14 protein-coding genes are annotated in these 12,213 nt (G+C 29.9%); 13 read left to right on the forward strand and 1 reads right to left on the reverse strand.

The window, feature by feature from the left end; genetic code table 11:
- The first annotated feature begins 47 nt into the window (after positions 1 to 47).
- The 6 genes from ABD941_RS01505 to ABD941_RS01530 all read left to right on the forward strand — a co-directional run bounded on the left by ABD941_RS01505 (position 48) and on the right by ABD941_RS01530 (position 5,791).
- Complete coding sequence (locus ABD941_RS01505) at positions 48 to 812, forward strand: DUF6090 family protein (protein ID WP_345272181.1); 765 nt, start codon at positions 48 to 50, stop codon at positions 810 to 812.
- A gap of 129 nt (positions 813 to 941) precedes the next feature.
- Positions 942 to 1,439 (forward strand): GNAT family N-acetyltransferase, encoded by a 498-nt coding sequence (locus ABD941_RS01510; RefSeq protein WP_345272182.1) that lies wholly within the window; start codon positions 942 to 944, stop codon positions 1,437 to 1,439.
- Between the two features lie 229 nt (positions 1,440 to 1,668).
- Positions 1,669 to 3,564 carry a leucine-rich repeat domain-containing protein gene (locus ABD941_RS01515; protein WP_345272184.1) on the forward strand — a complete coding sequence of 632 codons (1,896 nt, stop codon included), beginning with the start codon at positions 1,669 to 1,671 and terminating at the stop codon, positions 3,562 to 3,564.
- A 153-nt stretch (positions 3,565 to 3,717) separates the two neighbouring features.
- Positions 3,718 to 4,641, forward strand: a complete 924-nt coding sequence (locus ABD941_RS01520; RefSeq protein WP_345272185.1) for a carbon-nitrogen hydrolase family protein — start codon at positions 3,718 to 3,720, stop codon at positions 4,639 to 4,641.
- Between the two features lie 69 nt (positions 4,642 to 4,710).
- Positions 4,711 to 5,277 carry a Crp/Fnr family transcriptional regulator gene (locus tag ABD941_RS01525; RefSeq protein WP_345272186.1) on the forward strand — a complete coding sequence of 189 codons (567 nt, stop codon included), beginning with the start codon at positions 4,711 to 4,713 and terminating at the stop codon, positions 5,275 to 5,277.
- A 61-nt stretch (positions 5,278 to 5,338) separates the two neighbouring features.
- The gene (locus tag ABD941_RS01530) at positions 5,339 to 5,791 is read left to right on the forward strand and encodes a DoxX family protein (protein ID WP_345272187.1); all 453 of its coding nucleotides are present in this window, start codon (positions 5,339 to 5,341) and stop codon (positions 5,789 to 5,791) included.
- A 171-nt stretch (positions 5,792 to 5,962) separates the two neighbouring features.
- Here ABD941_RS01530 and ABD941_RS01535 read toward each other — a convergent pair whose 3' ends face one another.
- Positions 5,963 to 6,238 (reverse strand): winged helix-turn-helix transcriptional regulator, encoded by a 276-nt coding sequence (locus tag ABD941_RS01535; protein WP_345273652.1) that lies wholly within the window; start codon positions 6,236 to 6,238, stop codon positions 5,963 to 5,965.
- A gap of 157 nt (positions 6,239 to 6,395) precedes the next feature.
- On the opposite strand from ABD941_RS01535, the gene ABD941_RS01540 reads away from it, so the two are divergent.
- The 7 genes from ABD941_RS01540 to ABD941_RS01570 all read left to right on the forward strand — a co-directional run bounded on the left by ABD941_RS01540 (position 6,396) and on the right by ABD941_RS01570 (position 12,169).
- On the forward strand, positions 6,396 to 6,908 hold the full coding sequence (locus ABD941_RS01540) for a VOC family protein (RefSeq protein ID WP_345272188.1): 513 nt from the start codon (positions 6,396 to 6,398) through the stop codon (positions 6,906 to 6,908).
- Positions 6,909 to 7,065: 157 nt separating this feature from the next.
- A complete protein-coding gene (locus ABD941_RS01545; RefSeq protein ID WP_345272190.1) occupies positions 7,066 to 7,863 on the forward strand; it encodes a carbohydrate kinase family protein in 798 nt (265 codons plus the stop codon).
- Positions 7,864 to 8,110: 247 nt separating this feature from the next.
- Positions 8,111 to 8,671 carry a TetR/AcrR family transcriptional regulator gene (locus ABD941_RS01550; RefSeq protein ID WP_345272191.1) on the forward strand — a complete coding sequence of 187 codons (561 nt, stop codon included), beginning with the start codon at positions 8,111 to 8,113 and terminating at the stop codon, positions 8,669 to 8,671.
- 54 nt (positions 8,672 to 8,725) lie between these two features.
- Positions 8,726 to 9,136 carry a nuclear transport factor 2 family protein gene (locus ABD941_RS01555; RefSeq protein WP_345272192.1) on the forward strand — a complete coding sequence of 137 codons (411 nt, stop codon included), beginning with the start codon at positions 8,726 to 8,728 and terminating at the stop codon, positions 9,134 to 9,136.
- Between the two features lie 124 nt (positions 9,137 to 9,260).
- Positions 9,261 to 10,247, forward strand: a complete 987-nt coding sequence (locus ABD941_RS01560; RefSeq protein WP_345272194.1) for an alpha/beta fold hydrolase — start codon at positions 9,261 to 9,263, stop codon at positions 10,245 to 10,247.
- 281 nt (positions 10,248 to 10,528) lie between these two features.
- Positions 10,529 to 11,284, forward strand: coding sequence for a DUF3667 domain-containing protein (locus ABD941_RS01565; RefSeq protein ID WP_345272195.1), 756 nt, complete (start codon positions 10,529 to 10,531; stop codon positions 11,282 to 11,284).
- 201 nt (positions 11,285 to 11,485) lie between these two features.
- A complete protein-coding gene (locus ABD941_RS01570; RefSeq protein WP_345272197.1) occupies positions 11,486 to 12,169 on the forward strand; it encodes a peptidase associated/transthyretin-like domain-containing protein in 684 nt (227 codons plus the stop codon).
- The last annotated feature ends 44 nt before the right edge of the window (positions 12,170 to 12,213 follow it).

The raw sequence follows: 12,213 nt of genomic DNA on the forward strand, positions 1-12,213 counted from the left end.
AGCCATACACAAGACCGTTGTGCTTCATTATGACTAAACATTAATCAATGATAAAATTCTTTAGGAAAATTAGACAAAATTTACTTTCAGAAGGAAAGACCGAAAAGTATTTTAAATATGCCATTGGAGAAATCATTCTTGTCGTTATTGGAATTTTAATTGCTTTGCAGATTAATAATTGGAATGAAAACCGGAAAAATAAAATTGCCGAAGCTGATTATTACTGTAGAATTTTAGACGATTTTGAGTTAAATGAAAAATTGATTGATGAAACTTCTAAACTCGCAACTGATAAAATAAAGCTTTGTAAAGAGCTGATAATAGATTTAAACAACCAACCTAATGACAGAGGTGAAATACTTAATAAATTTGTACTTGCTTTAAGACAAGACGTTTTTGTACCCAGCAATATTGCTTTTGAAGACATAACATCGTCGGGACAGTTAAAATTGTTGACGGATTTAGAACTTAAAAATAGACTAATTCAGCATAGTACATTTTTGAATAATATTTTAAATCTACTTCAAGAAAATAGGAATGAAATTCTTAAAAGAATGAGTGATTTTGAATTAATAGGTGATTTTGGATATCAAGATATTGATTACCTGAATCAAGAGCTCGACAAAGAACTATTAGACCTATTGCCAAAAAATGATTGGACAAATGAGCCCAATAATTCAATATTCGTAAAGTTTCAAGATAATCTTGTCTTTTATATTGCTATGCTAATCAGACAGAAACAACATTTATCTAATTTGAAAAGGGAAATGCAAGAACCTATAGAATTATTAAAAAATAAAAACTGTAAATAAAGAAACAAACTTAAGATAGCTATAAGTAATGACTTGTTCTCGCCTACCTTGGAAAATTTAGTAACAAACCACGCAACTACTTATAAACGAGACCGTTGGCAGCAAGCATAACCAAGTCGTTAAAATTTAATGGAAAGAATAAAAAACAACCAAATAAAGATTGTTACTTACCAGAACTTTCATCAATCAGATATTGATCAAATGATCAAAGAAATTGCTTTGGAATTTAATCAACCCATCTCTTCAAAACCAACAAAATCAACTCCGCTTATCCCTAATAATTATTGGGTGGCAATAAATAATAATGAAGTAATCGGGACTATTGGAGTTGTTAAAATAAAGAAGGAATTTGCCATTTTGAAAAAAATGTTTCTGAAAAAATCGTTTCGTGGGAAAATATTTGGTGTGTCAAATTCATTACTCCAAACCTCATTTAATTGGTGTATTAAAAACGGAATTGAACAAATTTATCTTGGGACAATGGACCAATTTATAGGTGCCCATAAGTTTTATCTTAAAAATGGGTTCCAGAGAATTTCAAAGAATAATTTACCTGATGGTTTTTTAAGTAATCCTATGGATAATGTATTTTTTCAGCGGAAATTAGACGGTTTGAAAGCAAGGTAAGCGCGCTACTAACAACAGCTATAATTCATTGCGGCGGAATTTACTAAACGGAAATTCTTATCTTGCAATGAAAATTTGATAACGCGGAATAGTCCGTGCGGACAATTCCGCAAAGAAACCATAGCCAAACCGTTAGCCTCTATTATGAAAACCTGTGACTAACCTATAAAACCATCTTGACAAACCTTATGAAGACAAACAAAACAGAAACGTATTACAAACTTATTTTATGGCTGTAAAATACAAAAAACTATCAATTATTCTTTTAATAGTTGGGATGCTAGTGGGGCCTCTTGGAATTATTATGGCAATTTTTGGAATAGGAGACAAAGGGTTTAGCGGAAGGAGCAATGTTCGATCTTTAGATGGATACTATTACCTTGATTATCTAACCATTAGTGCTTCTTATAATTTGGCAATCATAATAGGGTTAGCACTTTTTGTTTGGGTTATTAAATCCGGAAAAGTAAAACTTTCAAAAACTCTAAACATTGTATTAATAGGACACCTAATTTTTATTCCTTCGTTTTTGGTTTCCTTATTCTTATCAGTCATTCCTATGGAAGGAAATATAAAAGGATTCTTTATTTTTCCTGCTTTTATAGTAACAGCTATAGGTTGTACCATTGGGTTTTTAATCTACTTTATCATTCGGTTATTTTATGTAAAAAAAGGAGATACACTTGTATCAGACAAAAATTCTTTAATGCCTTATGGGATAGCCATAGTTCTTTTGGTTTTTTTAAATTTTAGTATTAATAATCATTCTATCACAGATGTTGAGTTGGTTTCTTTTGATCACGAGAATTTTTCATGGGGAATTAAGCAATCTAGCAAAACAAAGGCAGGTATGGTTAAAACATCAATAAATGACCCTTACATTGCCTATATAGAGCATAAAAATGAAGGTAAAAAATCTTCCAATTTTAATATCCTTAAAAATTACCACTCATTATATACAAAATTAGATTCAATTATTCCTCTTCAAAGTAAGGCTATAAAATATAATAATCTTAATCCTTCATACAGCATAAACTATAATTCAGATTTTGAGGTCATTCATTTAAATGAAAATAAATCAATTTATCGTTTAAGAAAACATCGTCCTTCTTATACTTTATGCTTAACACCTTCTCAAGCCAGCTTAGAAGAGATGAACATAATAGCTCAAGACATTAAACAAAACAGTACCCTTCATAATGATATTGATATACTAATTGAGGGGTTTGTGGTTGAAGCAATAGCAATGAACAACGCACCCATAGAAGAAGAAATATTTTTAAAAAATGATGGAAGTTTAATACAAGTCTCTATGAATGGAGACGTTGGCTATCGTGACAAATCACTAGGAGAAGAATATTATTCAGAAGGGCTCGGGGAAATAATAGAAGGCCTTTTCTATAGTCTTTCTGGCAATTTTGATATTGAAGGGTCTGCGGGTATTCCTTACACTCCAAGAAATTATAATGAATTTAAAAATAAACAAAATCAATCCTTAGAATTTGTATATACCCATATTGATGGAAGAAAGTGTGCGACAGATATAGAATTTGCTGTAAACAATTGTCCAAATCTTGAAAGTATTTATTTATTAGATCAAAATAAATATAAAGGTATACCTGAAAATATAAACAAGCTAAGAAAATTATGGTATTTAAATACCAAAGAGATTAACATAGGGGCAATTCCAGAAAGTATCTGTGATTTATATTTTTTAAATACTATTAATTTCAATGATAGTGAAACACTTACTTTTCCAGAGTGTATGGGTAGTTTGAATAAGTTATATTTTATAAATGCAGTAAACTGTAATTTAAAAGAAATACCCAATGTTTTTTATAAAGTGAAGTATTTACTTGGATTGAATTTAAAAGAAAATAACATTTTAAAACTTCCAAAGGAGTTGGCTCAATTACAGTCGTTATCAGACATCACAATTGACTTTAATCCAGATTTGGACATTGCCTTAGAAATTTTATCAAATAGGAGTTTAAGGCTTGATTTAGTTGTTTACAACGAGAAAGAAAAGCTGAATGCTCAAAAGTTTATTGAACAGTATGCAAATGAAAACGATCAATTAAGAGAACAAATTTTTGACTCATTTGTAATTGATGAAGCATATTGATAGAGTAATAAAATGACATAGGCAAACAATGTATAAAATTAATTGCTAAAATCCAGGCGGATTTTCTATTCGGTTTATATTTAATAAACCCATTGCTTAACCATGCCACCAATTTTATACAAAACCGTTGTAGCTAATTAAAGAATAAACGAAATGACAAACAACATAAAAGTAGCTGCCGCACAACTTTCACCTGTATTCTTAAACAAAGAAAAAACGGTTGAAAAGGCTTGTAAAGCAATTTTAGAGGCAGGTAATAACGGCGCTAACTTAATTGTTTTTCCAGAGGCTTTTATTTCTGGTTACCCAGACTGGGTATGGCTTATTCCAAACAGTAAAGGAGCTGATTTAAATGAGCTTTACTTAAAACTTGTTGAAAATGCTGTTTCTGTACCTGATAATTCCACGAAAAAGCTTTGTGAAGCGGCTAAAAAAGCTGGGGTTAATGTTGTTATTGGTATGCATGAACGCAATACTGAAACCAGTAGTGCAAGTTTATTTAATAGCTTACTTTTTATAGACGATAAAGGTTTAATTCTAGGTAAACATAGAAAGTTAATACCAACAGGCGGAGAACGTCTGATATGGTCTCAAGGAGATGGTAGCACCTTGTGTTCTTATGATACTTCGGCAGGAAAAATAGCTGGATTAATCTGCTGGGAGAATTTCATGCCTTTGGCTAGAAATGCTATCTATGAATTTGGAACTCAAATATTAGTTTCGCCTACCTGGGATAAAAGTCCAAACTGGATTCAAACTATGAAGCATGTTGCAAGGGAAGGTGGATTGTTTGTTATAAGTACTTGTATGGCTTTAAAAATTGATGACATTCCTGATGAGTATGAATTTAAAAAACTTTATCCTGAAGGAAGAAATTGGATTAATGTTGGTAATAGCTCTATAATTGCACCGAACGGTAAAGTCATTGCTGGACCTTTAGAAGCAAAGGAAGGAATACTATATGCAGATATTAATCTTCAAGACATTATTAAAGCAAAACGAATGTTCGATGTCGTTGGACATTATTCAAGACCTGATGTTTTTAAATTCAATGTAAATCAAACTAATAAAAAATAGCTACAACAATATATATAAACCATTAAAAATGGCTCATATACAAAACCGTTAGCAACAAGCAAAAAACAAATGAACGAAATTAGAAAGTTTATTGATAATATATCTCCAATGAACGATTCTGATTGGGAACTTTTTTCTTCGAAACTACAAAAAGTTGAACTTAAAAAAAATACTATAATCTTAGAAATTGGTAAAACTGAAAATTATTTATCATTTATTTCAAAAGGAATAATCCGACTTTATATTCCAAGAGAAGAATCTGATTTAACTTTCGGTTTTCTATTTGACAATGAATTTGTTACTGCATATGACTCTTTTTTAACCCAAAGTCCATCCGAATATCAAATTGAAACATTGACAGAAACAATCTTGTGGAAAATTTCGAACAACGATTTGCAAGAAGTCTATAAAAAAACAAACAACGGAAATATTATTGGAAGAAAAATGGCTGAAAAAATGTTTCTAGTAAAATCAAAAAGAGAACTTTCTTTATTAAATAGAACAGCTGAAGAACGATATTTAGACTTATTTTCTGATAGACCTAAACTATTACAACAAATACCTCTGAAATATATTGCCTCATATATTGGAATTACTCCACAAGCTTTGAGTAGAATAAGAAAACGCATTAATTAACTTGGGTTCATTTAATATATTTGTTTTTTTCTAACCTTTGTATTTTAAAATGTAGAAAAATATGAAACCTTTAATTATTCTTTTAGTAACGTTTATTATCTCTCTTTTTGCAATTAAGTTTATAACGAAAAAATATGATTTTACCTTATCTGCAAGAATAGCAATGTCAATAATGCTTGTATTTACTGCTATTGGACATTTTGTCTTTACAAAAGGAATGTCTATGATGATACCTGAATTCATTCCATTTAAAGAAAAATTTGTTTACATAACAGGAGTTTTTGAAATTTTACTTGCAATAGGTCTTTTAATTCCCAATTTAAAAGTTATATCTGGATGGACACTCATTATTTTCCTTTTACTAATGTTACCTGCAAATATTTATGCTTCTATTAATAATTTGAACTACCAAAAAGGGACATTTGATGGGAATGGTCTTGCCTATTTATGGTTTCGAATCCCATTACAAATCCTGTTCATTATTTGGACTTATATTAGCACAATCCGAATTTAATGAAAGACAAACTTAAGCAGTATATAAAAAATTTGCTAGTTTTAGCTTAGCCAATGTTAGCTGTTTTGTTTGCCAGCTTCTGATTTTCCTTCGGGAAATCCTCACACAAAAACACTAAACTTTCCATATACATAAACGTTAGCAAACTTGTTTGAAATCGAACACATTTAATTAATTCAGACAATCTTCCAATCCCCATTTATCCAAACTTCTTAAAATATTCTCAAGTGATTTCCCTCTAGTCGTTAATCTGTATTCCACTTTAGGAGGAACTACAGGAAAAACTTTTCTAGAAATAAGTCCATCTTTTTCTAAATCTCTTACTGTTTGTGTAAACATTTTATTTGAAATCCCTGGAATTTGCTTTTGTAATATTCCTGAACGCAAACCGCCTTCTAATAAATGAAATAGAATTAAAGGTTTCCATTTTGTCCCTATTAAATTCATTGTATAATTCAAAGGACAACTAATTTCTTTATTCAAAATTTAAATTTTATATTATTGATTGTCAATATTTTACTCTTTTAAGTAACTATGCCACTTTTTAGTAAGTTATTGTTGATTAGGCTAATATAGATTAATTTTGCAATCTAAAATATAACTTATGACAACTAATAAAAATTATCCGAAATCATTTTCGCATATCGGAATAACAGTTCCAAATATAAAAGAAGCTGTAAAATTCTATTCAGAAATAATGGGATGGTACATAATTATGGAGCCTTCAAAAGTCAAAAAGGAAAAGGAAACTGCAATTGGTCAAATGTGTATTGACGTTTTTGGAAACGATTGGACGGAATTTGAAATTGCTCATTTAGCAACTTCTGACGGTATTGGAATAGAATTATTTTCTTTTCCGAATGGAATTAAAGAAGCACCTGAATTTAATCCTTTCAATACTGGTTTATTTCATTTTTGTGTACAAGACCCCAATATTGAAGAACTCATTGATAAAATTTTATCGTATGGAGGAAAACAAAGAATGCCAATAAGGGAATACTATCCAAATAACAAGCCTTTCAAAATGTGCTATGTTGAAGACCCATTTGGAATTGTATTTGAAATCTACACTCATAGTTATGAACTGACATATTCTTCAGGTGCTTATTCTAAATAAAAACCAGTTGACAAAAACGTATATAATTAATTGCTTTAGCAAGTGCTTATTTGGAAAATTCCTTTAGAATTTTATCGGACTCGTATTTGTTTACTAAATTAGTTGCTTAACTACGCAACTAACCATACACAAGACTGTTGTGTGTAATTTAAAAAAAATGAAGATCACTGCTTTAACATCTTTCTGTGTGGATTTCTTTCCAGAATTGGATAAAATATACGTTGGAGGAAATTCATTAAACTTTGTTACTCAATGCAAACTTTTAGGGTATAAAAACACCTCAGTAATTGGTGCAATTGGAAAAGATAGATTTGGAAAACTAATAGAAAACCAATTAGATAAATCAAATATAAATCGTTCTAGATTATACCAGATTAACGAACCAACTGCATCAAATAAGATTTTTATTAATGAAAAAGGAGACAGATATTTCAAAGAGGATAGTTGGAATGGAGGTGCATTTGATAAATTTAGATTATCTGAAAATGATTGGAATTCATTAACTAATAGCAAAATTGTTGCAATGCCAGCTGGCGACCCAAATTTAAAAGAACTTTTAAAAAGACGAAATGAAAAACAATTAGTAGTTATTGACTTTTTAGACTATTTGGGAATTGACTTCATCAAAGAACATATAGACAATATTGATATTGTTTTTTTGAGCGGTAAAGAAGAAATGCTAAATGAGCTACAAGAACTTTCTTACCAAAAGAGGAAACTAATAGTAACGACTTTAGGAGCAAAAGGTAGTGTAGCCTTTTTAGAAAATAAAAGATTTTACCATAAAGCGATTGAAGTTAATAAAATTGTAGACACAACAGGCTGTGGTGACGCTTTTCAAGCAGCTTTTAGCATTGAATGGTTGAAAACTAAAGACGTAGAAAATTCACTAAAAGCAGGTTCAGTTGCTGCAAGTAAAGTTTTGAATTTCGTAGGCGGAGTTGAACAAGAGTAAAAAACTACACACAACAACAACTATAATTCATTGCGGCGGAAATTCTTATATTGCAATCAAGACTTGGTAACACGTAATAGTTCCTGCAGACAATGCCGCAACAAAACCCTAGACCAACCGTTGTTAGGCACAATTTAACTTAATAACGTATCACTTATTTCCAAAAATTTATTCCATCCAAAAGTTAAAAAAAAGTTAAACATACAGACTTGTCTGTTTTTGTTTAATATTGTGTTATATTTGCAGCATGAAAAAATTAGGTGTTAAAGATCGAATCATAGAAACTGCATCAGATTTGTTTTATAATAACGGTTATAATCAAACTGGTATTAATCAAATAATAGATGAAGCAGGAGTAGCTAAAGCAAGCATGTATATGCATTTTAGATCTAAAGAAGATATTGCAGTAGCCTATTTAAAAAGAAGGCACATAAGTTGGGTAAGTGATTTACAAGACTTTGTATCTAATCAAATAACCAATAGAGAGAAATTAATAGCAAGCTTTGACTACTTAGATAGTTGGTTGAGTTCTGTTAACTATAGAGGATGTGGTTGGCAAAATATTATAACAGATTTACCTCATGACCATGATAAAATAAGAGATCAAGCAGTATTACATAAAAATGATGTTAGAGTCTGGGTACATTCCTTACTAAAAGATGAAGATAATCTTTCAGACAATGAAGCCATGCAATTAGGAGATGAGTTAGTCATTCTTTTAGAAGGAGCTATAATATTATCACAAATACAAAAAAATAAATGGCCTATTGAAGTAGCAAAAAGAGCAGCAAAAAAATTACTTAAATAAATATATTAAAAATTAATATTTAACAATACAGACTTGTCTGTTCAATTTAAAATTATGAAAACAAACAAACCACCTTTTACAAAGGAAACCGCAAAGGCAAAAGTACAAGCAGCAGAAGATGCTTGGAATAGTAAAAACCCAGAAAGCGTATCTATAGCTTATACATTAGACTCAAAATGGAGAAATAGAAATGACTTCTTCACTGGAAGAAAAGCTATAGTAGAATTTTTAACAAAAAAATGGAATAAAGAATCTAAATACAAATTAGAAAAGCACTTATGGTCATTTACTGATAATAGAATTTCAGTAAGGTTTGAATACGAATGGCAAGATGCAGAAACAGGTCAATGGAAAAGAACGTATGGCAATGAACATTGGGAATTTGATCCTGAAGGTCTCATGAAAGTTAGAGACATGAGTGCTAATGATATAAATATCTTAGAAACTGAAAGAAAATTTAAATAATCAAAATTCAACACAAATGATAACAAAAGAATCTAAAAGTTTTACTTGGAATAGTAAACGACGATACAGATAAAAAAATTATCTAATTACAATCAAATATTAAAAACATTAAATAAATTAAATTATGAAAACACAAACTTTAAAATCAGTATTCTGTATAGCACTATTAACTATACTATCAATAGTCTTAGTTTCTTTTACAAAATCAAAAGGAGAAATTAAAGAAACTATAGTAAATAAAACAACTCGACATACATTACATAAAAGTATAGATGTAAATGGATTAAATATTTTTTATCGTGAAGCAGGTGACACAAGTAAACCAACTATCTTATTATTGCATGGTTATCCAACTTCATCTCATATGTTTAGAAATCTAATAACAGACTTGTCTGTTCGATATCATGTATTAGCACCTGATTATCCGGGTTTTGGAAAAAGTGATCAGCCAACGATAAAAGAATTTGAATATACGTTTGATAATATGTCAACAATTATTGAAGGCTTCTTAGAGAAAAAAAATGTTAAAAAATACAGCATTTATTTAATGGATTATGGAGCTCCTATTGGTTTCAGAATCGCAGCTAAATACCCAAAACGTATAGAATCATTAATTGTTCAAAACGGAAATGCATATGATGAAGGCTTAAAAGACTTCTGGATTCCTATTAAAAAATATTGGAATGATTATACTGTAGAAAACGGAAAATCTTTAGAAGGGTTTCATTCTCCAGATGGATTAAAATGGCAATACACACATGGTGTACAAGATGTAGAAAAAATCAGTCCAGACAACTGGCATATAGATTTACAACATTTAACTCGTCCTGAAAACAACGAAATACAATTAGCTATGTTTTACGATTACAGAACTAATGTGCCTTTATATCCCGAATGGCAACAATATTTTAAAGATCACCAACCTCCTACTCTAATTGTTTGGGGAAAGAACGACTACATTTTCCCTGCAGATGGTGCTTATCCATATAAAAGAGATTTAAAGAATTTAGATTTTCATTTATTAGATACAGGTCATTTTGCCTTAGAAGAGAAAGGTGACGAAATAGCAAATTATATTTTAAAATTTTTAAAGAAAAATAATATTAAATAATCCTGTGATTAGTTAGTTGATTAAACCAGTTTGAGTGATAAAATTGATAAAAATAGCAACACTCAAACTGGTTATTACACTTATGCTATAATATACAAAATGAAAATTAATGAATAGAAATCTAAAAAAAAGTGCCTAACAACATGTATAATTAATTGCGTATACTAACCTACTCGGAAAATCCTGCGGATTTTGCTCTAGTTCGTTTTCTTTTGCTAACTTAGTTCCAGCCAACGCAACTAACCATAAAGTTAGACGTTGGTAGTCATTAAAACCATGATGTGATAAAAATAACTTGCAAAAACTGTAACTTTGAATTCGAAGGTAAATTTTGTCCTAATTGTTCCCAGAATCAATTTGCCAATTATCGTTTAAATTTTAAAGGAGTAATCATTGAATACTTTGACTCAATATTCAATTTTGATAAAGGACTATTGTATACTTTTTGGAATTTACTGAAACAACCTCATTTTGTTGCCCAAAGTTTTATTGATGGCAAAAGAAAACAATTTACTAGTCCTGTTAAATATTTCGTGATTTCCACTATAATCCAAGCACTTTTTGCATACCTCATTTTAAGCAATTCAGCTAATTTTCCTGCTATTGAGTTCTCATTTCTTTCAGAAGAAACCAATCAAAGCATTAAGTATTGGAATCAAATTATGACATTCGATTATCCTATTGTATTAGGAATTACCAGTACGTTTGTATGGACCGTTTTAATTTATATATTATTCAAGAAATCTAACTACAACTTTACCGAAATATTGGTTTCATCCTTATATTTCTATGGAACGATTTTTATTCTAATCAACTTAATCACTATTGTTTATAAACCATTAACCAATAGTTTTCTCCCAATGGAATTAGTAAGTTTTATTGGTTTTACCTATATGACTTTCGCCTATTTTAATTTTTTTAAACGAGTACATATTTTTTGGCGAATCACAAAAATAATCAGTGTTTTTATTGGGTTGTTCATATTTAGATTGCTTATTTTTCCGCTAATTATAGGTAGTTTATTTTTGATTAATTAAACAGTCAAAACGCCTGCAAACACTAAGTATACTCAATTGCTAGTTTTTGTGTACTTGTAAAATCCTATGGGTTTTTTAATAACTAAACCAATACCATGATGAAAAAAACGACAAGACGTAATTATCATCGGAATATTATACTCATTAGGAGCTATAGGTATTAGTGTTTGGTTTGCCAAGACTAGTATTTTGCAATGGGTTATGAGAAAAGAGAACAATAAATTAATTAATTTAACAGAAGCTCCTACCGAGATAGATGATATTTGTATTTTGACTACAATGGTTACAGAAGGACCATTTTATATTAAATCTCCAAAGAGAAGTGATATAAGAGAGGATAAAGAAGGTAAAAACCTAGATTTGAAATTACAGTTTTTATTATATCCAAACTGTACTCCAATTGAAGGAGCGATTGTTGAAATTTGGTATTGTAATGCTGATGGCACGTATAGTGGTTATCCAAAGCTTGGTCATAACATTTGGGAGTTTCTCAATCATGCCGAATTTGGAAAGAAAGCACATATAGAACCTAAAAATGAAAACATATTTTTAAGAGGTGCTCAAATAACTGATAAAGACGGATATGTTAACTTTAAAACTATTCTCCTAGGTTGGTATGACCCAAGAATGCCACATATTCATTTCAAAGCTATCATTAAAGGTAAAGAAGAAATTTCCAGTGAGTTACTTTTTGAAGAAGAATTCTTCAATAAAGTATTTACAACAACAGAACCGTACATGAAATATGGAAAATCTCCTTATGGACATTCCAATGATAAGGTGGTAGCTACTTTTCCTAATGGGAATGGATTAATTCTTTCACCAAAAGAGAGTGGAAATGGAACAGTATTTGCCTCTGCTAAAATTGGATTAAAGATGAGTTAAAAAGCTATAATTCATTGAGGTATTAACAATGAAAACTAGAGGTA

It is taken from the genome of Flaviramulus aquimarinus (genome assembly GCF_039543205.1).
GTDB classification, from domain to species: domain Bacteria; phylum Bacteroidota; class Bacteroidia; order Flavobacteriales; family Flavobacteriaceae; genus Flaviramulus_B; species Flaviramulus_B aquimarinus.

What these genes read in the sequence shown, in the direction of transcription:
- ABD941_RS01505 (WP_345272181.1), top strand. Translation starts at nt 48, where the DNA reads ATGATAAAATTCTTTAGGAAAATTAGACAAAATTTACTTTCAGAAGGA.
- ABD941_RS01510 (WP_345272182.1), top strand. Translation starts at nt 942, where the DNA reads ATGGAAAGAATAAAAAACAACCAAATAAAGATTGTTACTTACCAGAAC.
- ABD941_RS01515 (WP_345272184.1), top strand. Translation starts at nt 1,669, where the DNA reads ATGGCTGTAAAATACAAAAAACTATCAATTATTCTTTTAATAGTTGGG.
- ABD941_RS01520 (WP_345272185.1), top strand. Translation starts at nt 3,718, where the DNA reads ATGACAAACAACATAAAAGTAGCTGCCGCACAACTTTCACCTGTATTC.
- ABD941_RS01525 (WP_345272186.1), top strand. Translation starts at nt 4,711, where the DNA reads ATGAACGAAATTAGAAAGTTTATTGATAATATATCTCCAATGAACGAT.
- ABD941_RS01530 (WP_345272187.1), top strand. Translation starts at nt 5,339, where the DNA reads ATGAAACCTTTAATTATTCTTTTAGTAACGTTTATTATCTCTCTTTTT.
- ABD941_RS01535 (WP_345273652.1), bottom strand. Translation starts at nt 6,238, where the DNA reads ATGAATTTAATAGGGACAAAATGGAAACCTTTAATTCTATTTCATTTA.
- ABD941_RS01540 (WP_345272188.1), top strand. Translation starts at nt 6,396, where the DNA reads ATGACAACTAATAAAAATTATCCGAAATCATTTTCGCATATCGGAATA.
- ABD941_RS01545 (WP_345272190.1), top strand. Translation starts at nt 7,066, where the DNA reads ATGAAGATCACTGCTTTAACATCTTTCTGTGTGGATTTCTTTCCAGAA.
- ABD941_RS01550 (WP_345272191.1), top strand. Translation starts at nt 8,111, where the DNA reads ATGAAAAAATTAGGTGTTAAAGATCGAATCATAGAAACTGCATCAGAT.
- ABD941_RS01555 (WP_345272192.1), top strand. Translation starts at nt 8,726, where the DNA reads ATGAAAACAAACAAACCACCTTTTACAAAGGAAACCGCAAAGGCAAAA.
- ABD941_RS01560 (WP_345272194.1), top strand. Translation starts at nt 9,261, where the DNA reads ATGAAAACACAAACTTTAAAATCAGTATTCTGTATAGCACTATTAACT.
- ABD941_RS01570 (WP_345272197.1), top strand. Translation starts at nt 11,486, where the DNA reads ATGAGAAAAGAGAACAATAAATTAATTAATTTAACAGAAGCTCCTACC.